The following is a 23867-nucleotide window of genomic DNA, read 5'->3' as shown; positions in this document are numbered from 1 at the left end:
CATGAGCGTTCTCCGCACCTTGATCGTCGACGATGAAACCCTCGCCCGGTCGCGGCTGCGCACGCTGCTGGCCGACTGCAAGTCGCCCGGCGCGGAGGTCGTGGCCGAGGCCGCGCACGGGGCCGGCGCGCTGGATCAGCTGGCCGGCACGCGATTCGACCTGGTGCTGCTCGACATCCACATGCCGGGCATCGACGGCCTCGAACTCGCGCGCAGCCTGAGACAGCGTGCCGGCGCGCCGGCGGTGGTGTTCGTCACCGCCCATGCGACCCACGCCGTGACCGCCTTCGAGCTGGAGGCGGTCGACTACCTGACCAAGCCGGTGCGCGCCGAACGGCTGCAGCAGGCGCTGCAGAAGGCCGAGCGCTACCTGAAGGAGCGGCGCGGCACCGCGGCCGAGGCGCCGCAGGAAGTGCTGCTGATCCAGGACCGCGGCCGCACCGAGCGGGTGCCGATGTCCGAGGTGCTCTACCTCAAGTCCGAGTTCAAGTACCTCACGGTGCGCACGCCGACGCGCAGCCACATCTACGACGGCTCTCTGGCCGAATTCGAGGAGCGCTATCCGGCGCGCTTCGTGCGCGTGCACCGCAATGCGCTGGTGGCGCGCGCGGCGATCCGGGCGCTCGAGAAATACGACGACGGCGAGGATGCCGAGGGCTGGGCGCTGCGGCTCGACGGCATTCCGGAGCCGGTGGTGGTGTCGCGGCGCCAGCTGTCGGCGGTGCGCGAGGCGCTCAAGGATCCACGATGAACGACGACGCCGAGCAGAAGAAGGAAGTCGAACAGAAGAAGGAGGCCGAGCCGCCGGCAGAGCCCCCCGCGCCCGAACCGGAACGCGTGCTGCTGCACATGCCGGTCGACGTGCGCAGCGCCGCGCTGGCGGTACTCGCGGTGATGGCCGTCGTGTTCACGCTGCACTGGGCCAAGGCCGTGTTCGTTCCGCTGATGCTGAGCCTGCTCTTGACCTACGCGCTCGCACCCCTGGTCGACTGGCTCGAACGCTGGAAGATCTCGCGCTGGATCGGCGCGGCCGTGATCCTGCTCGGGCTCGGCGGCGGGGTGGGCTGGGCCGGCTATTCGCTCTCCGGCAGCGCCTCCGAGCTGCTCGATACGCTGCCGGTCGCCGCCCAGAAGCTGCGCCTGGCCGTGCGCAGCGGCCGAAGCACCGACCCCAGCGCGCTCGACACGGTGCAGAAGGCCGCTGCGCAGCTCGAGCAGGCGGCCGAGGAGAACTCGGCCAAGGTCGCGGCGCGCAAGGGCGTGGCGCGGGTGGTCATCGAGCGCCCGGCCTTCAACGTGCGCGACTACCTCTGGAGCGGCACGGTGGGGCTGATTACCGCCATCGGGCAGCTCACGCTGGTGGCCTTCCTGACCTTCTTTGCGCTCGGCTCGGGCGACACCTTCCGCCGCAAGCTGGTGAAGATCACCGGGCCGAGCCTGCAGAAGAAAAGAATCACCGTGCACGTGCTCGACGACATCACGCGGCACATCGAGCGCTACCTGCTGGTGCAGATCCTCACCAGCGCCGTGGTCGGCGTCGCCACCGGCCTTGCCTTCTGGGCCCTCGGCGTCGACAACGCCGCGGTGTGGGGCATCCTGGCGGGGGTGACCAATCTCATTCCCTACATCGGCTCGGTCATCGTCATGGCGGCAGCGGGGCTGGTGGCCTTTCTGCAGTTCAACAGCATCCAGATGGCGCTCGTGATCGGTGGCGTCTCGCTCCTGATCCACACGCTGGTGGGCAACCTGCTGGTGCCCTGGCTCACCAGCCGAACCAGCCGCATGAACCCGGTGGCGGTGTTCGTCGGCGTGATCTTCTGGGGCTGGCTCTGGGGCATCTGGGGCTTGCTGCTCGGCATCCCGATCATGATGGTCGTGAAGGCCATCTGCGACCGCGTCGAAGACCTTCAGCCGATCGGCGAGCTGCTGGGCGACTAGCGCTTCCCGGACGGGTATTTTTGCCCGATGCGCGTTTGCAGGAAATCCAGCAGCGCACGCAACGCCGCGCTGTTGTGGCGCCGCTGCAAGTAGGCGGCCGACAGCCACGTATCGCTGCGCACGCTGTCCTGCAATACCGGCACCAGCTCGCCGTGGTCGATGCGGCCTTGGACCAACAGGGCAGGCAGATAGAGCACGCCGAAGCCCATCAGCGCTGCCTCGATCAGCGGCCCGGCCTCGGAGGCGTCCATGCGGCTCTTGACCGGGACGTCCAACGGTTGACCCTCGACCTCGAAGCGCCATTGCGGATGGGTGCCGAGCCGGGAGTGCGTCAGCGCCTCGTGCTGCGCCAGCTCCGACGGATGTGTTGGCGTGCCATGCTGCTTCCAGTAGCGCGGGGACGCGCACACCACCAGCGTCAGCTGCGTCAGCTTGCGCACGATGAGGTTGTCGTCCTCGATCGGGCCGACGCGCAGCGCGAGGTCGATGGCCTCCTCGGCCATGTCGACGACGCGATTGCTGAGATGCAGGCTGAGGCTGACCTCCGGGTAGTAGCCCATGAACTGGGCCAGCAACTTGGGCAGGTCGCCCTGTCCCATGCCGTGCGGCGCCGAGATGCGCAAGCGGCCCGTCGGCCGGCTGGCATGCTCCTGCAGCTCGGCCTGGGTGAGTTCCACCATTTCAATCACCGGCTTGCTGCGCTCGAGCAGCAGCGCGCCGGCATCGGTCAGGCTCACCGAGCGGGTCGAGCGGTTGAGCAGGCGCACGCCGAAGCGGGTTTCCAGTTCGGCCACGTACTTGCTGACTGTCGCCTTGGACATGTCGAGCTTGCTGGCGGCGCGGGAGAAGCTGCCGTGGGCGGCGACTTCGCGGAAGGTCTTGATGAGGTCGAGGCTGTCCATGTCTGGCGCCGATTGTGCGGCGCCTTCGTTTTTTCAGCCGACGCGCAGCACCGCCTTGCCCGGTAGCGTGCGCCAGATGATCCATTCGCCTCTGGCGAGGTGGTGCGTGGGCACCGCGGCGGTGGTGGCGTCGCCGTACTGCACGACCAGCTCGCGGCCCTCGAGCCGCAGCGTGATCTCGAAGCCCGGCCAGTGCGCCGGCACGCGCGGTGTCAGCGAGAGCCGGTCGCCGTGCACCGCCAGGCCCAGCAGGGTCTCGACCGCGGCGCGGTGCAGCCATGCGGCCGAGCCGGTGTACCAGCTCCAGCCGCCGCGGCCGACATAGGGCGCGGCGCCGTAGATGTCGCCGGCCATCACGTAGGGCTCGAGCTCGTAGGCCGGGCCGCGCTCGGGATGGCGCGCGCGGTGAGCCGGGCTCAGGCCCTCGAAGCTGTGCCATGCGGCTTCGGTGTCGCCGGTGAGCGCCTGTGCCATCAGCCCCCACACGGCGGCGTGCGAATACTGGCCGCCGTTCTCGCGCACGCCCGGCGGATAGGCCTGGATGTAGCCCGGGTTGTTGGACGAATGCGCCAGCGGCGGATGCAGCAGTTGCAGCAGGCCGGCGGGCTCGTCGTGCAGATGGGCCCTCATCGATGCGAGGGCCTGGGTGGCGTGGTTCGTGTCCGAGGCGCCCGAGAGCACCGACCAGGCCTGCGCGATCAGGTCGATGCGGCATTCCTCGTTGAGCGCCGAGCCGAGCGGCGCGCCGTTGTCGAAGAAGGCGCGCCGGAACCAGGCGCCGTCCCAGCCGGCGCCGTGCAGGGCGGCGATCCAGCCCTTGCGTGCGGCCTGCCAGCGTGCGGCGCGTGCCTTCTCCCCGCGCGCCTCGGCAAAGGGCGCATAGCGCTCGACCACGCTGCAGAGGAACCAGGCGAGCCAGACCGATTCGCCGCGGCCTTCGTGGCCGACACGGTTCATGCCGTCGTTCCAGTCGCCGGTGCCCATCAGCGGGAGGCCGTGGACGCCGGTCGCGAGGCTGCGGTCGATCGCGAGCGCGCCGTGTTCGTACACGGTGGCCGTGAGGCCGCTGGTCTGCGGCGCGTAGTAGGCGTCCTCGGCGCCCTCCGGGATCTCGGGACCATCGATGAAGGGCACGACTTCGTCGAGGACCGAGCGGTCGGCCGTGACTTCGACGTAGTGCGAGGCGGCGTAGGGCAGCCACAGCAGGTCGTCGGAGAAATGCGTGCGCACGCCGGCGCCGCCGGGCATGTGCCACCAATGCTGCACGTCGCCCTCTGGAAACTGGCGCGCCGCGTTGACCAGGATCTGTTCGCGCAGGCGCGCCGGATCGGTCAGCGCAAAGGCCATCGCGTCCTGCAGCTGGTCGCGGAAGCCGAAGGCGCCGCCGGCCTGGTAGAAGCCGGCCTTCGACCAGAGCCGGCACACCAGTGTCTGGTAGATGAGCCAGCGGTTGACCAGCGCATCGAACAAGGGATCGGGCGTGCGCACCTGCAGGCGGCTGAGCAGTTCGTCCCAGAAGCCGCGCGCCGCGGCCAGCGCCTCGGGCACGTCGCGCTGCTGCCAGCGGCGCGCCATCTGCATCGCGGCCTCGGGGTTGTCGGCCTGGCCCAGCATGAAGGTGAAGCTCGCACTCGCGCCGGCGGCGAGCGGGAAGTCGGCGGCCACCGCGGCGCAGGCATCGAGGCCGCTGCCGGCACGCTGGGCCAGCGTGTCGGGCACTTCGACCGCACCGTGCCCGGCGAAGAATTCGCTGCGCTCGCAGGTCCATTGGGTCGCGCCGTTCAAGCCGGCGAGCACGAGGAAGCCGGTGCTGCCGCCGAATCCGGTGCTCGATTCGCGCTGCTGGCCGAACACCGCTGGCAGGTCCTCGGGCTTCCAGGTGTGGACGGTGCGGCGTTCGCCGCGTGCCGCGCCGAGCTGCCACTCGACCATCGCGAGCGCGCGCAGCCTGCGGGTGCCGGTGCCCTCGTTGCGCACCTTGACGTGCACCAGCTTCATGCGTTCGTCGCGGTCGGCGAAGAAGGTGGTCTCAAGCGCGACGTTGCGGTGCAGGCATTCGAACACCGTGTAACCCTGGCCGTGGCGCACGCGGTGACTGGCGGCCGCGCCGCCGCGGCTGGCTGGCGTGAGCGGCAACAGCTCGCGCGAATCGAGGTCCTGCAGCAGGTAGTGCTCGAAGGCCGGATCCTGCACCGGGTCGTTGGACCAGGGCGTGAGCTGGTGCATGCGGCTGTTGACGGCCCAGGTGTAGCCGGTGCCGGATTCGGAGATCTGGAAGCCGAAGGATGCATTGGCGATCACGTTGATCCAGGGCCGCGCCGTGCGCCGGTTGGGATCGACCTCGAAGCGGAACTCGCCGCTTTCGGCATCGAAGCCGCCCTGCGGTGCAGTCACCGCATCGGCGAGCTCGGCCGCGGGCGGCAGCAGCGAGAGCTGGACGCGCGGCCCGAGGTCTTCCGCCGCCGGGCCGGCCGAAGCCGTGGTTTCGCGCAGCGCCGCCACCTGCGTCTCGAGCGAGCGGCCATCGGCGGTGAACACCGCGCGCGCCAGGCTCGACAGCGCCGCTTTTTCCGAGGGCGCCACTTCGTGGTCGCGCAGCAGGTAGAAGCCGGCCGCGTCGTTGCGCGGAAAGCTGTTTTGCGTCTGCTGCGCGACGCGGCTGCGCAGCGCCTCGATCTCGCGCTGCAACGGCATCAGGTAGGAGTTGGGCTCGCCATTGAGCACCACCAGGTCGCAGGCCACGCCGCCGAAGCCCCACCAGGGCTGGGCGCGCAGGAGCGTGTCGACCAGGCCCTTGCCGGCGATCGAGTGGATGTGGACCAGCACGATCGGCTTGTCGCCCGAGATGCCGAAGCGCCAGATCTGGCGCAGGTCGACGAGCCCGCGGTCGCGCATCGGGCGCGGCGTGGTGTAGGTCAGGATGGTCGTGAGGTCCTGCAGCGCCTGGTTCTTCGCCGGGTCGATGCTGAGGTCGCGCAGACGCACCTGCGCCAGCGTGGCGGCCATGCGCGTCGCGCGCTCGACGTGCATCGGCTGCAGGTAGCGGTCGATGCTGGGCATCAGGGCTTCCACATCCTCGTCGGCCGCGGTGGCGAAGGTCACGCGCGCCGTGCCGCCTGCCGGGATCTCGAGGCGCACGCGCAGGCAGGCGATGGGATCCAGCCCGTTGACCGGCGTGCCGTCGGGTGCTGCCGATTGCGGATCGAGGGTCGGCGTCGCGAGCGTGCGGTTGCGCCCGATGAAGGCGCGCCGGTCGGTCATGCAGTCGACCGACAGCACCTGCGCATCGACCGAGGCCACGAAATGCACGGCGGCCACCACCGCGTCGCCGTGCAGGCGCGGTTTGCGCGTCAGCAGCAGCGCGCGCCAGCCGGGCTCCCAGCGGCTCTCGACGAAGAGGTTGGCAAAGGCCGGGTGCGCCTCGTCGGCCTTGGGGTCGGAGAGCACGGGCTCGAAGTACGAGATGAGCTCCAGCGTGCGCGTCGCGCCGCCGGTGTTGTGCAGCGCGACCGTGCGCAGCTCGGTGTCGTCTTCGGGGCTGATCAGTACCGTGGTGCGTGCCTGCAGGCCGGGCCCGCTGGCATCGAACTGCACCTGGTCGGCCAGGAAGCGCGCGCGGTAGCGCCACTCTTCGCCGGGCGCGGGCAGGGCGGTCAGCGAGGTGAGCGTCGGGCTGCCGATGTCCCGCACATAGAAGAAGGTGCCGTAGCCGTCGCGCAGCGGATCGTCGCGCCAGCGGCTCACGTTGAACGAACGCCAGCGGCTCACGCCCGCGCCGTTGGCGCGCAACGCCACGGTGTAGTGGCCGTTCGACAGCAGGTGGGTGGGCTGGAAGCCGGGCTCGTGAGGGTCGACCATGCGCGGCTGGAAGATCGGCGGCGCCTCTCCGGTGCTCGGCTCGGGCGGCATGCGCGGATCGGCGCTGCCGATGATCTGCCGCGGCGTGCGCTCGTGCAGCAGCGACTCGTGCGCCCGCACCAGCGGCGCGCTGCCAAACCAGCGGCGCGGCGCGCCGTCGCACACGACGTTGCACAGCGCCACCAGTGCCATGCCGTGGTGGTGCGCCATGACGTTGTGCACCACGGTGAAAGGCTGGCCCGCGGGCTGGCGTGAGGCGGTGAAGTCGATCGCGTCGAAGAAGCCGAACTCGCCGCGCCCACCGAGCGATTCGAGCAGCCGCAGGTTGACCACCGCATCGGCGGGCGCCAGCGCCGCGGCCAAGGCGCTGGCGTAGGGCGCGACCACGCGGTCGGTGGGCGGCGTGCGGCGCAGCGCCAGCCGCGGCACGCCGAAGGGCGCGTACTGGAAGGCGAGCGAATGGTCCTGCGCGAAGTAGGCCGATTCCGAGACGCCCCAGGGCAGGTTCTGGGCATTGCCGAAGGCCTGCTGCTCGCCGACCGCGGCCAGGTTGGCCACCTGCAGCAGGCCGCCCATGGGTTCCGCCATCACCAGCGTGGGCATCAGGTACTCGAACATCGAGCCCGACCAGGACTTGAGACCGGGCCGTATGCCCACCGAGAGGAAGGGCCTGCCCAACGCCATCCAGTGACGCCGCGGCACGTCGCCCTTGGCGATGGCCAGGAAGCTCAGGAGCCGCGCTTCGGAGGCCAGCAGGTCGTAATAGCTCGCATCGAGCTCGTTCTCCTCGACCCTGAGGCCGATGTGGAACAGGTGGCGCTTGGCGTCGTAGAGCCCGCGGAAATCCATGCCCGCGCTCAAGGCCTCGCAGCGCAGGGCGAGGGCTTCGAGTCGCGCGCCGGCGCCGCTGCCGTCGGCCGCGAAGCTGCGGCAGGCTTGCGCCACGGCCAGCAGGTGGCCTGCAAGGTTGCCGCTGTCGACGCTGGACACGTAGGCCGGCAGCAGCAGCGCAAGCGAGCGTGTCTCGTACCAGTTGTAGAGATGGCCCTGGTGCTTGTCCATGCGGTCGATGGTGTCGAAGGTCGCCTCGAGCCGGGCGGCGAGCGCCGCGGTGTCGAGCCAGCCGAATTCGCGCGCGCAGCAGCAGGCCAGCAGGTACATGCCGATGTTGGTCGGCGAGGTGCGGTGCGCGATGGCGCGCTCGGGTTCGAACTGCAGGTTGTCGGGCGGCAGATGGTTGTCCTCGGGGCCGACGACATGCTCGAAGAAGCGCCAGGTGTCGTGCGCCAGCGTTTCGAGGTAGCTGCGGTGCTCGGCGTCCAGCGGGTCTTCGTTGTCCGCCGGTACGCGGCTGCCCCACCAGGCCGCGACCGGGGCCAGCGCCCACAGCCCGAACAGCAGCATGCCCAGCCACGGATGCGGGCTCCAGAATGCGGCCACGGCGAATGCGATGCAGACCAGGCTCGCGATCGCTCCGCTGTGCAGGAAGGGCGCCAGCTGGTAGCGGGCCTGCGCCTGGGCCTGGGCCGCTGTGGTCCATTCGAGCAGGTGCCGGCGGCTCACCGCCAGGCGCCATGCGGCACGCACCGTGGCATCGAGCAGGAGGCGGGTCTGCGCGGCCAGCTGCACGAACTGCCAGGCGGCGCCGGCCATGGCGCGCAGCAGCTCGGTGGACCCGACGTCGAAGAAATGGCGCAGCTCGATCGAGCGCCGCGTCGGCACCAGGCCCGCCAGGGCGCCGAGCATGGGGCCGAGCATCAGCGCTGCTGCGACGGCCGCGAGCGCCCATGGCAGCGGGAACGCATCGGTGAAAACGACCCACGCGAGCAGCGCGGTCGATGCCGGAATCACCAGCGCGCGGCGCAGGTTGTCGCTCATCTTCCAGAGTCCCAGCGCATCGATGCCGAAGCGCCGCGCGCGCAGCATCAGCGGCAGCAGCTGCCAGTCGCCGCGCGTCCAGCGGTGCACGCGCGAAGCCGCCACGCCCGCGTGATGCGGATGGTCTTCGATCAGCACCAGGTCGCTCACCACGCCGCAGCGCGCCACCGTGCCTTCGAGCAGGTCGTGGCTCAGTACCGCGCCGTCTGGCAGGCGGCGGTCCAGCGTCGCATGGACGGCGCGCACGTTGAGCAGACCCTTGCCGGTGAAGGAGCCGCTGCCGAACACGTCCTGGTAGAGGTCGGAAGCGCTGCTGCTGTAGGGGTCGAGCCCGCACTGGCCGGCGAACAGCCAGTGGAAGAAGGAGCGTTCGTTGCGCGCGGGAAAAGGCGTGACGATGCGCGGCTGGAAGATGCCGAAGCCCGTCGCCACGCTGCGGCTGGCCATGTCGAGCTGCGGCGCATTGAGCGGGTGGGCCGCCACCGCGACCAGCTCGCGCAGGGCGCCGGGCGGCAGGCCGGTGTCGCTGTCGAGCGTCAGCACGTAGGGAATGCGATCGGCCAGCCGCAGGCCGGGTGCCGTCGGCAGGAAGCCGCTGTCATCGCCCGCGGCCAGCAGGCGCAGCAGCATCTCGAGCTTGCCGCGCTTGCGCTCCCAGCCCATCCAGCGCTGCTCTGTTTCGCTCCAGCTGCGCGGGCGGTGCAGCAGCACAAAGCGCGGCGCCGCGTCCAGCGGTACGGGATAGCGATCGTTGAGCGACGCGATGCGTTGCAGCGCGTCGTCGAGCAGGGTGCCGTCGTCGGGCAGCGAAGGCTCGGCGGCATCGGCCCAGTCCGTCAGCAGCGCGAACTGCGCCTGCGCCTCGCGGTTGGCGAGCCAATGCAGTTCGAGCCGCTGCGCGAGCTGGGCGTTGGCCGCTTCCGAACTCAGCAGCGCCGGAATCACGACCAGCACCCGGTGCGCTTCGGGAATGCCGTGCGCGAAATCGAGCCGGGGCAGCGGCTGGACGCGGGTGGATTCGGCCATGATGCGGTGCACCAGCGCGATGACCGCTTCGGACAGGGGCCAGGCGAGCAGCGCGAGCGCGACCAGCGCCTGCCAGGGCGCATCGGGCCAGCCGCTGCGGTTCAGGCCCTCGACCGCTGCCGCCAGCAGCAGCGCGGTGCCGGCCAGCACGGCCAGCACGTAGAGCGTCGGGCGCCAGGCGCGCAGCGCGCTCAGGCGCGGCGCGATGCGCACCGCACCTGTGCCGTTCTCCGGCGCCAGCGCGATGCTCAGGGCCGGGAGCCCCTGCCCGAACAGGTAGTAGCCGGCGGTGCATTCGGCCCGCGACCAGTGGGTCTCGGCATCCCCGTCTTCGGGCGCATCGCGGGCCGCATCGAGGGCCAGGCGTACCACCGCCTGGGCGACTTCGCGCTCGGGCCGGCGGCTGGTGCGCGCCACCTGCTCCATCGCATGGGTGATCTGCTGGCGCGTGAGCTCGCTTTCGCGCGCGAAGCTCGGCAGCTCGCGCAGCACGCGCAGCGAGCGGCTCACCGGTTCGATCAGGTCGGCCCACTCGACCTGGCCGATCATGCGCAAGGTGGTGATGATGTTGCCGACCGTGAGGTTGGCGGCGGCCTGCGTCGTCTGTGCTTCGCTGACCAGCGCCGGGCCGTTCGGGCAATGCTGTTCGGTCCACGTGTGGAGCGGCGGCGCGTCTTCGCCGTGCTCAACCGGCAATTGCAGCCAGAGCTGCGTGAGGAAGCGTTCCTGCATGCCGCGGGCCTGCAGCGCACGGTAGAGCACGTCGAGATCCTCCGCGGAGAGCCTGTCGGCCGCGTCCCAGGCCGCATGCGCGACTTCGCGCGCCACCTTGCTTTCGGCAATGCCCTCGGCCACGCGCCGCAGGTTTTCCAGCAGCACCACGCGCAGGGTGGTCGGCAGCGCCCACAGTTCTCCGAGCGTGAGTTCGTCGATGTCCTGGTAGGCGTTGAGGAAGGCGGTGAACAGCTCCTTGTTCAGCACGCTGTCGGTATGCGCCACGTAGGCCCAGGCGATGCCGTAGACGCGCGGCAAGCCCGCGAGCGGCGGTGCCGCGAGTTTGGGCAGGCGCCCGTAATAGCTGCGCGGCACGCCCTCGCGGATCTGCTGCAGCTGCGCCTCGACCAGGTGGAAGTTGTCGAGCAGCCATTCGGCCGCCGGCGTGACATAGCGGCCGCTCTGCGAAATCAGCGCGATGTAGTCGAAGGCGCTGCGCAGCGATTCGAGATTGCGGTCGACCCGCGGGAAAAAGGGCGTGGCGTCACCGCTGGAGTTCTCGCGGCGCACGACCTGCGCCCGGGCCAGGCTGTGACCGTGCTGCTCGAAGCGCTGCGCGCCGAACAGCTCGGCGCGGATCGGCGGCTCGACAGCTTCGTGGGGCCCAAGAAGAAGTTTGCGCGCGTACTGGCTGAGCGAGTCGAGCCGGTCGACGACCGCCGCGGCGTTCAAGCGACAGCGTACAGCCCGATGAGGAGAACCACGGCCAGGCAGGCCATCGTCACGATGCGGCCTGCCAGGGCCGAGCGCGCCCGCTGCAATTCGCTCTTCACCGTGAACCATCGCCCCTGTGCGCTCGCGCAATGTCGCATGTGCGACGCCAGCGCGTCGAAGTCGCCGCTCACAAAATCGATCTTGGCATGGGTGAGGGAGTGCGGGGAAGACATGGCGAAGATTCCTGTGAACGAGCCTTGAGCTGCCGCGCGATTGCGAGAACTTTGAACGTGGGGGACAGGGTACTCTTCCTGCAAAGGCCTTAATTTCTGCTTCGACGGATGTTCACGTAGGAAGCGGCGTACACGGCGCTTTTCGCCGGTGTCTATCCGGTATTTCGGAGCCCCGCCGCGACACCGTTGATCGACATGTGGATGCCGCGCTGCAGGCGCTCGTCGTCCTGTCCTGCGCGCCAGCGGCGCATCAGCTCGACCTGCAAGTGGTGCAGCGGGTCGATGTAGGGGAAGCGGTGGCGGATCGAACGCTGCATGTCGACATTGCCTTCGAGCCGCTGCTTCGCGCCGGTGATCAGCGTCAAGGCGTCGGAGGTGCGATGCCACTCGGCATCGATCATCGAGAACACCTTCTGGCGCAGCTTGCGGTCGGCCACCAGTTCCGAGTAGCGCGAGGCCAGGGCCAGGTCGCTCTTGGCGAGCACCATGTCCATATTCGACAGCAGCGTGCTGAAGAAGGGCCACTGCGCAACCATGCGCTGCAGGAGCGCCTGCCGCTCCTTGCGCGCCGCGGCGCTGCCCGCGGTCGCGAGGAAGCGCTCGATCGCCGAACCGAAGCCGTACCAGCCCGGCAGCGTGAGCCGGCACTGGCCCCAGCTGAAGCTCCAGGGCACGGCGCGCAGGTCTTCGATCTTGCGGCTGGGGTTGCGCGAAGCGGGGCGCGAGCCGATGTTGAGCTCGGAGATCTCGCGGATCGGCGTGGCGCTGAAGAAGTAGTCGCCGAAGCCGGGCGTCTCGTAAACCAGTTCGCGATAGGCAGCCATGCTGGCCGCCGAGAGCTCGTCGGCCGCCGCCAGAAAGCTGGCGGGCGCGGCCTTGGCCGAGGGCAGCAGGGTGGCCTCCAGCGTGGCGGCGACCAGGGTTTCGAGGTTGCGCCGGCCGATCTCGCGGTTGGCGTACTTGGAGCCGATCACCTCGCCTTGTTCGGTCAGGCGGATCTGGCCGCGCACCGTGCCGGGCGGCTGCGCGAGGATGGCCTGGTAGCTCGGTCCGCCGCCGCGTCCCACCGTGCCGCCGCGGCCATGGAACATGCGCAGGCGAATGGAGGATGATGCCCCCACGCTCGGCACCGACGCGTCCTCGCTGCCCCCTGAGGGGGCGCTCGCTTGCTTGGGGCGGCCCGGCGCTGCGCTCGTCGACTTCTTGTTGAGCTCGTCGAACAGCGCCACCAGCGCGGTGCCAGCGCGATAGAGCTCCCAGTTGCTGGTGAAGATGCCGCCGTCCTTGTTGCTGTCGCTGTAGCCGAGCATCACGTCCTGCTCTGCGCCCGAGCGCTGCACCAGGGCCTGGATGCCGGGCAGGGCGTAGAAGGCGCGCACGATCGGCGCCGCGTTGCGCAGGTCCTCGATGGTTTCGAACAAGGGCACCACGATCAGGTCGCAGGTCGCGTTGTCTTCCAATGTTCCGCGCAGCAGGCCCACTTCCTTTTGCAGAAGAAGCGCTTCCAGCAGGTCGCTGACCGTTTCGGTGTGGCTGATGATGTAGTGGCGGATCGCCGCTGCCCCGAAACGTGCGCGGGCCTTGCGCGCGGCGGCGAAGATCGCGATCTCGCTTTGCGCCAGCGGCGAGTACTCGGCATCGGGCACGCGCAGCGGGCGGGCGTCGTCGAGCAGGCGCAGCAGCAGCGTCTGCTTGGCCTCTTCGGCCAGCGCGGCGTAATCGGGCTCGATGCGCGCGGTGGCGAGCAGTTCGGCCACCACGGCCTCGTGCTTGTCGGAGCTCTGCCGGAGGTCGACCGTCGCGAGGTGGAAGCCGAACACCTCGACCGCGCGGATCAGCGGGCGCAGGCGCTGCGCCACCAGCACAGAGCCGTGCTTGTCGGCGAGCGAATCCTCGATGGTGCGCAGGTCGGCCAGGAATTCTTCGGCCTGCGCGTAGGGGTTCTGCGGCGCGACCGCGTGGCGCGCAGCCTCGCCGCCGGTGAGCTCGCGCAGCGTGGCCGCCAGGCGCGAATAGATGCCGGTCAGCGCGCGGCGGTAGGGCTCGTCGACGCGGTGCTCGCTCTTGTCGGGCGAGCGCTCGGCCAGCGCCTGCATCTCGACCGACACGTCGACCAGCGTGGCCGACAGCGACAGCTCGCCGCCGAGGAAGTGCACCTCGGTCAAGTAGTGGCGCAGCGCCAGTTCGGCCTGGCGGCGCAGCGCGTACTCGAGGGTTTCGGCCGTGACGTTGGGATTGCCGTCGCGGTCGCCGCCGATCCACTGGCCCATGCGCAGGAAGGGCGCGATGGCGCCCTGGCCGAGCGCCGCTTCGAGATCGGCATAGACGCGCGGGATCTCGCGCAGGAAGGTGGCCTCGTAGTAGCTCAGCGCGTTCTCGATCTCGTCGGCCACGGTGAGTTTGGAGAAGCGCAGCAGCCGCGTCTGCCAGAGCTGGGTGACGCGCGTGCGCATCTGGCTTTCGTTCTCGGCGTACTCGCGCGGGGTCAGCGTGTCCTTCTTTCCGGCGAAGGCATGTTGGCGCAGCCGGATCTCGTCGCGCGCCGTGAGCAGCTGCGCGATGGCGCGTTCGGCATCGAGGATGCTCTTGCGCTGCACCTCGGTCGGGTGGGCGGTGAGCACCGGCGACACGTAGCTGTGCGCGAGCGACTCGACCACGGCCTTGGGCGCAATGCCGGCCTTGCGGATACGTGCCAGCGCGACCTCGAGGCTGCCCTCGGCGGTCTCGCCGGCGCGCTCGGCCTCGGTGCGGCGCCGGATCTGGTGCCGGTCCTCGGCCAGGTTCGCCAGGTGGCTGAAGTAGGTGAAGGCGCGGATCACGCGCACCGTCTCGGCCGCGCTCAGGCCCTTGAGCAGGTTCTTGAGTGCGCGGTCGGCCGCATGGTCGGCATCGCGGCGAAAGGACACCGAGAGCGTGCGGATCTTCTCGACCAGCGCATAGCTGTCTTCGCCTTCCTGCTCCCGGATCACGTCGCCGAGGATGCGGCCGAGCAGGCGGATGTCGTCGATCAGCGGTTGTTCGTCGCTGTTGCGGCGCCGGGGCGTAGAAGCTGTGGTGGGGGCTGTTTTCACTCGAAATTTCTCCTCGTCGGACCCGGTCGGCGCACGCGTTGTTGCGATGCAACATGCTAGCATTCCACCGATCCCCCACAGCAACGGAAACGGCCTTGAGCAACATCGTGATCGCCACGCGCGAAAGCCGGCTGGCCCTTTGGCAAGCCGAGCACGTGCAGTCCCTGCTCCAGGCCCGAGGCCACACGGTCAGCCTGCTCGGCATGACCACCCGCGGCGACCAGATCCTCGACCGCTCGCTAGCCAAGATCGGCGGCAAGGGCCTGTTCGTGAAGGAGCTCGAACTCGCGCTCGAAGAAGGGCGCGCCGACATCGCGGTGCACTCCCTCAAGGACGTGCCGATGGATCTGCCCGAGGGCTTCGCGCTGGCCTGCGTGCTTCCGCGCGAAGATCCGCGCGATGCGCTGGTGTCGCCGCGTCATGCCTCGCTCGACGCGCTGCCCGAGGGCGCGGTGGTCGGCACTTCCAGCCTGCGCCGCGTGGTGCTGCTGCACGCGCTCAGGCCGGATCTGCGCATCGAGCCGCTGCGCGGCAATCTCGACACGCGCCTGCGCAAGCTCGACGAAGGTCAATACGACGCCATCGTGCTCGCCGCGGCCGGACTCAAGCGGCTCGGCCTCGAGGGCCGCATCCGCGCCGTCTTCGAGCCCGATGCGATGCTGCCCGCGGCCGGGCAGGGCGCACTCGGCATCGAGGTGCGCGCCGATCGTGCCGACTTGATCGCGTTGCTCGCGCCGTTGGCCGGGCAGAGCGACTGGCTCGCCACCACGGCCGAGCGTGCCGTCAGCCGCGCCATGGGCGGGAGCTGCTCGATGCCGCTCGCGGCCCACGCGCGCTGGCAGCCCGACGGCAGATTGCGCATCGAAGCGGCCTGGGGCGATGCCGAAGGGGTTGCGCCCTTGGTGAAGATCCACGCGCTGGCCGAAGCCGCAGACTTTGCGCAGGCCGATGCGCTGGGCCTCGGTGCCGCGAAGCTGCTGCGCGACGCCGGCGCGCGCTGACCGATGTCCGCCGTCCCGGTGATCGTCACGCGGCCCGCGCGCGAGGCGGCGCGCTGGGTGGCCGAATTGCGCGCTGCGGGATTGAAGGCCGTTGCGCTGCCGCTGATCGCGATCGAGCCGCTCGATGACGCGGCGGAACTTCAGGCGGCACGCCAACGCCTGCCCGACTACGACGCGCTGATGTTCGTGAGCGCCGCGGCTGCCGAGCATTTCTTTCGCGCCGGCGGCGCGCTTCCCTCCGTGATGCGCCAGCGCTTCTGGGCCACCGGGCCCGGCACCTGCGGCGCCCTGCAGGAGGCCGGCGTGCCTGCTTCGGCGATCGATGCGCCGCCCGCCGATGCCGAACAGTTCGATTCGGAGGCTCTGTGGGTGCGCGTGCAATCGCAGGTGCGCCCCGGTGGGCGCGTGCTAATCGTGCGCGGCGGCGATGCTTCGGGGCAACCCACTGGGCGCGACTGGCTGGCGCGCGAGATCGCCGCTGCGGGCGGAGTCTGCGACACGGTGGTGGCCTACCGGCGGCTGGTTCCGTTGCTCGGCGCCGCCGAGCGGCGAGCCGCGGCCGAAGGCGCCGATGGCCGTGCCATCTGGCTCTTCAGCAGCTCGGAGGCGATCGCGAACCTGTGCCGCGCGCTGCCGGCGACAAGTTGGGGATCGGCACGGGCGATCGCCACCCATGCGCGCATTGCCGAGGCCGCGCGCAATGCTGGTTTCGGCACCGTGCGCGTCTCTTCGCCCGGCCTGGCGGCGCTGGTCGCGTCGATAGAATCCTTCGCATGAGCGAAGCCTCCGTCATGAACGAAAGCCTGCAGGAACCCGCAGCGCGCGCGCCACTGCCGGCCACGCTGCAGACGACGCCCTCGGCGGCAGCGGTCGTGCTCTCCAGGGTCGTGCTGGGCCTGCTGGCCGCCATCGCGGTGGTGGCGCTGGCGATCGCTCTGGCGCTCTGGCAGAAGGTCAGCGGCATGCAGGAGCAGCTCGCGCGCCAGAGCGCGGACGCGATGGCGCAATCGATGGAAGCGCGCACCCTCGCGCGCCAGGCGCAGGAGGTGGTGCGCGACACCGCGGCGCGGCTGGCGCTGACGGAAACCCGCGTCGCCGAAGTCGCGCTGCAGCGTTCGCAGCTCGAGGAGCTGATGCAGAGCCTGTCGCGTTCGCGTGACGAGAACCTGGTCGTCGACATCGAGTCGGCCGTGCGCCTGGCGCTGCAGCAGGCGCAGGTGACGGGCAACGTGCAGCCGCTGCTGGCGGCGCTCAAGGCCGGCGACCTGCGCATCGCGCGCGCCGCGCAGCCGCGGCTCGCTCCTCTTCAGCGCGCGATGCAGCGCGATGCCGACCGGCTGCGCACCAGCGCCAGCGCGGACAGCGGCGAAGCGCTGCAAAAGCTCGACGAGCTGATGCGCAGCGTCGACGATCTGCCGCCGCTGAATGCGGTCGCCGTGCGCGGCGCCGGCCTCAATTCGTGGCAGGCCGAGCCGGTGCCGGCCGACGCGCCTTGGTGGCAGCGCTTCCTGCTGATGGTGCGCGGCGAGGCACGCTCGCTGCTGCGCGTGGGGCGCATCGAGCGGCCCGAGGCCGTGCTGCTCTCGCCCGACCAGACCTTCTTTTTGCGCGAGAACCTGAAGCTGCAGCTCCTCAATGCGCGCCTGGCCCTGCTGTCGCGGCAGGTCGATACCGCGCGCAACGAACTGGCGACGGTCTCGGCTTCGCTCAACCGCTACTTCGATCCGGCCTCGCGCCGCGTTCAGGCGGCCGCCACGCTGGTGCAGCAGCTGCAGGCGCAGGTCCGAACCAGCGAGCCGCCGCGCATCGACGAAACGCTCGCGGCGCTCGCGACCGCTGCCGCCGGGCGCTAGGACATGCGCGCAGCACTCTGGCTTCTCGCCCTGTTCGGCATCGCGTCCGCGGTGGCGCTGTTCGCCGGCAATAACCAGGGCACGGTCACCGTCTTCTGGCCGCCGTGGCGGGTCGACCTCTCCCTGAACCTCGTGCTGCTGCTGCTGCTGGCGGCCTTCGGCCTGCTGCATGTGGCGCTGCGTGGCCTGTCGGCGCTGTTCTCGCTGCCCAGGCAGGCGCGCCAGTGGCGCCTGCAGCAGAAGGAGCGCGCCCTGTATGCGGCCCTGCTCGACGCGCTGGCGCAATTGCTGGCCGGCCGCTTCTCGCGTTCCCGCAAGGCGGCGCAGGCCGCGCTGACGCAGGAAAGAACGCTGGCCGCGCTCGACGCGCGGCTGCCGCAGGCCCAGCAGGTGCGGGTGCTGTCGCACCTGCTCGCCGCGGAGAGTGCGCAGGCGCTGCAGGACCGTCCGGCGCGCGACGCGCATTTGCAGCAGGCGCTCAACGAGAGTGCCGATCGCGGCGTGCTCGCCAGCCCCGAAACGCGCGAAGGCGTGCAGTTGCGCGCCGCCCGCTGGGCGCTCGACGACCGCGATGCGCCGGCGGCGCTGGCGCGGCTTGGGGAACTGCCGCAGGGTGCGCAACGCCGCACGCTGGCCCTGAGGCTGCGGCTGAAGGCGGCGCGCCAGGACCGCCGAACCCTCGAGGCGCTCGAAACCGCGCGGCTGCTGGCCAAGCATCGCGCCTTCTCGGATTCGGCCGCGCAGAGCATCGTGCGCGGGCTGGCGACGGAATTGCTCTCGGGCGCACACGACCCGGCCCAACTGCTGCGGGCCTGGAGCGAATTCGAGGGGTGGGAGCGTGAGATGCCCGAGGTGGCGATCCACGCCGCGCAGCGCATGGTGGCGCTGCGCGGCGATCTCACCCTGGCGCGCGCTTGGCTGCTGCCGGTCTGGGAGCGCATGGTGGCGCAGCCCCAGAGCCTCGGCGAGTCCCTGCGCGTGAAGCTGGTGCGCGCCCTAGAGGCGGGACTCGACTCGGTCGATGCCGAATGGCTGGCGCGCATCGAGTCGGCACAGCGGAACAATCCGCGCGATGCCAATCTGCAGTACCTCGCCGGCATGGCTTGCATGAAGCGTCAGCTCTGGGGCAAGGCGCAACAATTGCTCACGCAGGCGGGCTTGGCGTTACAGGACCCGAACCTGCATCGGCGAGCCTGGCAAGCTCTGGCCCAGTTGGCCGAGGCACGGGACGACGCCGATCAGGCCTCCGCCGCCTGGAAACGCGCGGCGCAGACAGAGAGCCCCTGAAATCGGGCCTATTCCGGGGTTCGGCTAGCTATCTTTTTGATAGCTAACTATCAAGTATCCACGGCCAATACGGAAACTTTTGCCTTTTCGGCGTTTCCGCCTACACGTGCTTTTTTTCTCTGCCTAATGATCTACGCCGAGAAAGAATTTGACCTCAGCGCTGACTGATGTACAGTCGTAACTGATTGCAAAAGTATTCATTCTGGTCACGAACGCGGAGTTGGGCTTGAAACGTTTTCTATTACACACCGCTTTGTTTGCCTCGGCCGGCCTGCTGCTGCAGGCGTGCGCCCCCCTGGCGCCGGGGTTCCGTTCCGCCAGCAACGATGCCGCCCAGGCCGTCTCGCCGTCGGGCTTTTCGACCTCCGAGATCGATCCGCCGCCACCCGGTGCGATCACCTCGATCACGCCCCAGTTGATCCGGGCGCAGCGCGCTGCGGTAGGGAATTCGGTTCCGCCCGAGGTCAAGGCGCTGGTCGGCACCCCCGAGGTCTACAAGATCGGGCCGGGCGACGTGGTCGGCATCGTGGTCTACGACCATCCGGAGATCGTGTTCAGCGCGATTCCCGCCACCACGGTGGCGGATCCGGCCAGCGTGTCGCCGGCGCCCGGCTTCATCGTGTCGAACACCGGGCAGCTGAGCTTCCCCTACGTCGGTGCGCTCAAGGTCGACGGCATGACCGTCCAGGAGCTGGAGAACACGCTCGTGCAGCGGCTGTCGCGGGTCTTCAAGAACCCCCAGCTCAGCGTTCGCGTCCAGGCCTTCCGCAGCAAGCGCGCCTACATCGAAGGTGAGGTCAGGCAGCCCGGCCTGATGGTGTTCACCGACATCCCGATGACGCTCGCCGAGGCGCTCAACCGTGCCGGCGGCCTCGCCCCGGCGGGCGACCGTTCCGCCATCAATCTCACGCGCGACGGCAGGACCATTCCCCTCGACCTGATGGCGTTGGCAGAGGCAGGCATCGACCCGAGCCGCATCCCGCTGAAGTCGGGCGACATGGTGATGGTGCGCAGCCGCGACGAGCGCAAGGTCACGGTGATGGGCGAGGTGGGTATCCAGACCGGCGTGATGATGCGAAACGGCAGGCTCAGTCTGAACGATGCGCTGACCGAGGTCGGCGGCGTCAACCTGGGGACTGCGAATCCGCGCCAGATCTACGTGATCCGCAACGAAACCGAGGGCCAGGCGATCTTCCATCTGGATGCACGCACGCCGACGGCGATTGCGCTCGCAGACGGCTTTGCGCTGCGGCCCAAGGACGTCGTGTATGTCGACCCGGTCCCGCTCGTGCAGTGGAACCGCGTCCTGAGCCTGATTCTTCCGACGGCCACGACCGCGACTTCCTATCGCGATCTGGGCTCGCGCGGCGGCACGACTGGACGATAGGCAGACCGTGGCCATCCGGAACGTCCTCGTCGTGTGCATCGGAAACATCTGCCGCAGCCCGATGGCCGAAGGCCTGGTGGCCGCGGAATTGCCCGGCATCCAGATCAGCTCGGCAGGCCTGCAGGCGCTGGCGGGCCAGCGTGCGGATCCGATCGCCTGCGAGCTGATGGACTCGCGCGGCATCAGTCTCGAAAAGCATCGGGCGCGGCAGCTCAATCTCGACATGTGCCAGCGCGCCGATCTGATCCTCGTGATGGATCGCGAGCAGCGCCGCACCGTCCAGGAACGCTACCTCTTCGCCGCCGGCAAGGTGTTTCGTCTCTGCGAGTTCAGCGACCAGGACGTACCCGATCCTTATCGCGCGAGTCGAAGTGTTTTCGAGCGGTCGCTTGCGCTCATCGAAGGCGGTGCGCAGCAGTGGGTCAAACGCATTTCAAGAGTATCCAGTTGATGAATTCCACTCTCACTCCCAAAACAAGCCCCACCTCGCAGATCATGAGCGGCGCGGGCAGCGCGGACGAGGACGACCTGGACATCGGGCGTTACATCGACGTGCTGCTCTCGAACAAGTGGCTGATCGCGGCGATCACCCTCGTGGTGTTCCTGATCGGCGCCACTTACGCGTTCCTGGAGCGGCCGATCTACGAATCCAACCTGGTGGTCCAGGTCGAGGACACGGACGGCGGCGGCAAGGGCATTCTCAGCGAGGCCGGCGGCCTGATCGACGTGAAGACGCCGGCCAATGCCGAGATCGAGATCATCCGCTCGCGCATGATCGCCGGCCAGGCGGTGGAAGCGACCAAGCTCTACATTGCGGCGAACCCGCGCTACGTGCCCTACATCGGCGGCTGGCTGGCGCGGCGAGCCAACGGCCTTTCCGACCCCGGATTCCTGGGCCTCGACGGCTACGTGTCGGGAACGGAACGCATCCTGGTGTCGAAGTTCGACGTGCCGGCCCACATGGAAGGCGGGCTGTTCACGGTGACGGCAAAAGCCGGCAACCAGTACACGCTCGACTATCCGGGAATGCAGCAGCTCACCGGCACCGTCGGGACGCCGCTGAAGGCCGACACCGGCAACGGGGGGCCGATCGAGTTGACGGTGACCGAACTCGCCGGCAAGCCGGGTGCGCTGTTCAATCTCTACCGCTACGCGAAACTGCCGACCACCGTCGCGTTGCAGTCCAGCCTGGTCCTGACCGAGCGGGGCAAGACCTCCGGCATCATCAACGTATCGCTGCAGGACACGGACCCCTTCAAACTGACGCGCGTGCTCAATGCGGTGGGCGACCAGTACGTCAAGCAGAACATCGAGCGCAAGGCCGCTGAGGCGCAGAAGACGCTGGCCTTCCTCGATGTCCAACTGCCGCAGTTCAAGAAGCAGCTGGAAGCGTCCGAAGAGGTCTACAACCGCTATCGCAACCAGAAGGGCACGGTAGCCTTCAGCGAGGAAGCGGCGCTGGTCTTGAATCAGGCGGTCGATCGCCAGACCAAGTTGCTGGATGCCCAGCAGCGCCGGCGCGAACTCGAGTCCCGCTTCACGTCCGCGCATCCGGCGGTGCAGACGCTCGACAGCCAGATCGCGGCGCTGAGGACCGACATGGGCGAGATCCAGAGTCGCATCAAGGGTCTCCCGGCCATTCAGCAGGAAGCGGTGCGCATGGAGCGCGACGTCAAGGTCAACACCGAGCTGTATCAGCAGCTGCTCAACAACGCGCTGCAGCTGCGCCTGGTGAAGGAAGGCAAGATCGGCAACGTTCGCGTGCTCGACGAGGCGGTAGTGCCGCAGGTTCCGGTGAAGCCGAACCGCAAGGTCATCGTCGCGGCGGCGCTGGCTCTTGGACTGTTCCTCGGCATCGTCGCCGCGTTCGTGCGCAGCTCGTTCATCGAGCAGCGCCTGCGCGATCCGCACGAGGTGGAGGCCGACACCGGCCTGCCGGTCTTCTCGACCATTCCCCTCAGCAACACGCAAAGCGCGATCGCGAAGCGGCGCTTGAGCGGTGCCACCGGCGTCCGCTTGCTGGCGATCGAGAGTCCGGACGATCCGGCGGTGGAAAGCCTTCGCAGTCTGCGCACGGCCATGCAGTTCGCGATGCTGGAATCGCCGAACAACCGCGTGCTCATCAGCGGCCCCACCCCGGGCGTCGGCAAGAGCTTCGTGACGGCGAACTTCGCCGCCCTCATGGCCGCCGCCGGCAAGCGCACGCTGCTGATCGACGCCGACTTGCGGCGCGGGCACACGCACCAGTACTTCGGATTGCAGCGCCACGGCGGGCTCTCGGAGTTGATTGCGGGCAGCCTGACCGTGCAGCAGACCGTGCACCGCCAGGTGGTCCCCAACCTGGACTTCCTGGCCACGGGCCAACTGCCTCCGAACCCGTCGGAACTGCTGGTGTCGGACTCGTTCAAGACGGCGCTCGAGCGCCTGTCCGAACAGTACGACCTGGTCGTCATCGATACGCCGCCGGTGCTGGTTGCCGCCGACACGTCCACGGTCGCGGCGCACGCGGGCACGGTGTTGCTGGTGGCGCGCGCCGATCAATCGACCATGGGCGAGCTCAAGGAAAGCACGCGCCGTCTGGCGATGGGCGGCAAGGCTGCCACCGGCGTGCTGCTCAATGCAATGGATGTGGGCCGCCGGGCCTACGCGCCGTACAAGTACGGCCGCTACCGCTACACCAACTACAACTACGAGAGCATCCTGCCCGAAGAGCAGTGACGGAAGGCACCGGGCGGCTGCCCGGCGCGGCAGGGGACGTCAGGTGGCCGGGCGATGCGCCATGCGCGCCACGCAGGCCTGCAGATCGCGTTCGAACTGCGCCAGCACGGCATCGCGATCGAATCGCGTTTCGGCGTAGGTGCGGGCATGCCGCCCCAGTTCGCTTCGAAGCTCGGGCTGCGAGGCCAGCGAGACTACTGCTGCAGCAAAAGCCTTCGCGTCATCGGGCGGCACGGCGATGCCGCATTCGGACGCGACCTTGCCGAGCTCGGTCTCGGCACGAGCGCCGGCCACCACCGGCCTGCCGCTGCTCAGCATGCCGGTGAGCTTGGAGGGCATCACCAGGTCCGCCGCATCGGCGCGCTGGGGCAGCAAATGGATGTCCGCCAGCCCCAGCAGGTCGCCGAGGCGATCGACCGGCTGCAGATCGAGGAAGCGGACATTGGCGAGCTGCTCGCAGCGCTTCATCAGTTCGGCACGGCCGGCACCGTTGCCGCAGAACACGAACTGGAGGCCGGGCTGATCCTTCAGCATAAGGGCCATCTCGGCGAGTAGTTCCAGCCCCTGCTTGGCGCCCATGTTCCCCGAGTAGAGGGCGACCACCGCATCGGACGGAATGCCCAGCTCGGCGCGGTAGGGGCTGTCAGCCTGCAGCGGCTGGATGGCCGATACGTCGGCCCAGTTGGGCAGGGAAACCAGTCGCGCGTCCTCGATGCCCTTGCTGCTCGCGCGCTCGATCATGCGCTGTGAAATGGTGGAGATGCGGTCGAAGCGGCGCATCAGGCCGCGCTCGACCGCGGCGACGAATGCGCGCAGCCGTGCGCCCTTGAGCAGCCCGAGCTCGAAGGCGGCGTCGACTTCGTAGTCCTGGATGTGCAGCCAGGTCTTGGCCGAGCGCAGGCGCGCGAAGACCAGCGCCGCCGGGGTGCAAAAGAGCGGCGGCTCCGTCACCCACACCACGTCGGGCTTCCAGCGCCATTGCGCGAACAGGGTCGGCACGCTGGCCAGCGCGAAGCTCGCCAGGTGCAGAAGACGCTTCGCGCCGCTGACCTTGCGCGGCACCCACAGAGGCGTGCGCAGCACGGTGGCGCCGCCCCAGGTCTCCCGCGTGTAGCGCGAGGCGCTGTAGCCCGGCCAGACCGCCCAGTCGGGGTAGTAGGGCGGCGCGGTCACCACGCGCACCTCGTGACCCCGGGCGGCCAGCCATGCGACCATTTCTCCGGTGTACTTGCCGATGCCGGTCAGTTCCGGGGCGAAATTGATTCCGTAGACGAGCAGCTTCATGGA

General features: G+C 69.3%; 14 protein-coding genes. 9 read left to right on the top strand and 5 right to left on the bottom strand.

Annotated elements, in window-relative coordinates; translation table 11 throughout:
* Position 1 precedes the first annotated feature (1 nt).
* Together AC3A6B_RS17530 and AC3A6B_RS17525 are read left to right on the top strand one after the other, a co-directional pair.
* Positions 2 to 751, top strand: coding sequence for a LytR/AlgR family response regulator transcription factor (locus AC3A6B_RS17530; RefSeq protein ID WP_487837939.1), 750 nt, complete (start codon positions 2 to 4; stop codon positions 749 to 751).
* Positions 748 to 1938, top strand: a complete 1191-nt coding sequence (locus tag AC3A6B_RS17525; protein ID WP_487837938.1) for an AI-2E family transporter — start codon at positions 748 to 750, stop codon at positions 1936 to 1938. The genes AC3A6B_RS17530 and AC3A6B_RS17525 overlap by 4 nt, the downstream gene beginning before the upstream one ends.
* Here AC3A6B_RS17525 and AC3A6B_RS17520 read toward each other — a convergent pair.
* The 4 genes from AC3A6B_RS17520 to AC3A6B_RS17505 form a co-directional block, all read right to left on the bottom strand.
* Positions 1935 to 2840 carry a LysR family transcriptional regulator gene (locus AC3A6B_RS17520; protein ID WP_487837937.1) on the bottom strand — a complete coding sequence of 302 codons (906 nt, stop codon included), beginning with the start codon at positions 2838 to 2840 and terminating at the stop codon, positions 1935 to 1937. The two genes, AC3A6B_RS17525 and AC3A6B_RS17520, sit on opposite strands and share 4 nt — an antisense overlap.
* A 33-nt stretch (positions 2841 to 2873) precedes the next feature.
* The gene (locus AC3A6B_RS17515; RefSeq protein ID WP_487837936.1) at positions 2874 to 11048 is read right to left on the bottom strand and encodes a glycoside hydrolase family 94 protein; all 8175 of its coding nucleotides are present in this window, start codon (positions 11046 to 11048) and stop codon (positions 2874 to 2876) included.
* Positions 11045 to 11263 carry a hypothetical protein gene (locus AC3A6B_RS17510; protein ID WP_487837935.1) on the bottom strand — a complete coding sequence of 73 codons (219 nt, stop codon included), beginning with the start codon at positions 11261 to 11263 and terminating at the stop codon, positions 11045 to 11047. The genes AC3A6B_RS17515 and AC3A6B_RS17510 overlap by 4 nt, the downstream gene beginning before the upstream one ends.
* Before the next feature lie 152 nt (positions 11264 to 11415).
* Positions 11416 to 14334 carry a phosphoenolpyruvate carboxylase gene (locus tag AC3A6B_RS17505; protein ID WP_487837934.1) on the bottom strand — a complete coding sequence of 973 codons (2919 nt, stop codon included), beginning with the start codon at positions 14332 to 14334 and terminating at the stop codon, positions 11416 to 11418.
* Positions 14335 to 14387: 53 nt separating this feature from the next.
* Between AC3A6B_RS17505 and hemC the strand changes: the two genes are divergently transcribed.
* The 7 genes from hemC to AC3A6B_RS17470 all read left to right on the top strand — a co-directional run bounded on the left by hemC (position 14388) and on the right by AC3A6B_RS17470 (position 22580).
* Positions 14388 to 15335, top strand: coding sequence for a hydroxymethylbilane synthase (gene hemC / locus AC3A6B_RS17500; protein WP_487837933.1), 948 nt, complete (start codon positions 14388 to 14390; stop codon positions 15333 to 15335).
* Between the two features lie 3 nt (positions 15336 to 15338).
* Positions 15339 to 16112 carry a uroporphyrinogen-III synthase gene (locus AC3A6B_RS17495; RefSeq protein WP_487837932.1) on the top strand — a complete coding sequence of 258 codons (774 nt, stop codon included), beginning with the start codon at positions 15339 to 15341 and terminating at the stop codon, positions 16110 to 16112.
* Entirely contained in the window at positions 16109 to 17188 is a 1080-nt protein-coding gene (locus AC3A6B_RS17490) for a uroporphyrinogen-III C-methyltransferase (protein WP_487837931.1), read from the top strand. The genes AC3A6B_RS17495 and AC3A6B_RS17490 overlap by 4 nt, the downstream gene beginning before the upstream one ends.
* A 3-nt stretch (positions 17189 to 17191) precedes the next feature.
* The gene (locus tag AC3A6B_RS17485) at positions 17192 to 18475 is read left to right on the top strand and encodes a heme biosynthesis HemY N-terminal domain-containing protein (protein WP_487837930.1); all 1284 of its coding nucleotides are present in this window, start codon (positions 17192 to 17194) and stop codon (positions 18473 to 18475) included.
* Positions 18476 to 18728: 253 nt separating this feature from the next.
* Positions 18729 to 19862, top strand: a complete 1134-nt coding sequence (locus AC3A6B_RS17480) for a polysaccharide biosynthesis/export family protein (RefSeq protein WP_487837929.1) — start codon at positions 18729 to 18731, stop codon at positions 19860 to 19862.
* A gap of 13 nt (positions 19863 to 19875) precedes the next feature.
* Positions 19876 to 20313, top strand: a complete 438-nt coding sequence (locus tag AC3A6B_RS17475) for a low molecular weight protein-tyrosine-phosphatase (protein ID WP_487837959.1) — start codon at positions 19876 to 19878, stop codon at positions 20311 to 20313.
* On the top strand, positions 20313 to 22580 hold the full coding sequence (locus AC3A6B_RS17470) for a polysaccharide biosynthesis tyrosine autokinase (RefSeq protein ID WP_487837928.1): 2268 nt from the start codon (positions 20313 to 20315) through the stop codon (positions 22578 to 22580). The genes AC3A6B_RS17475 and AC3A6B_RS17470 overlap by 1 nt, the downstream gene beginning before the upstream one ends.
* A 39-nt stretch (positions 22581 to 22619) precedes the next feature.
* On the opposite strand, the gene AC3A6B_RS17465 is transcribed toward AC3A6B_RS17470, so the two are convergent.
* Positions 22620 to 23864: a WcaI family glycosyltransferase gene (locus AC3A6B_RS17465; RefSeq protein WP_487837927.1), complete on the bottom strand. Its 1245-nt coding sequence runs from the start codon at positions 23862 to 23864 to the stop codon at positions 22620 to 22622.
* Between the last annotated feature and the right edge of the window lie 3 nt (positions 23865 to 23867).

The organism is Variovorax sp. Soil_C_33, assembly GCF_057656935.1.
Note: the sequence above shows the minus strand (reverse complement) of the source record. Positions and strands in the feature narration are given on the sequence as shown.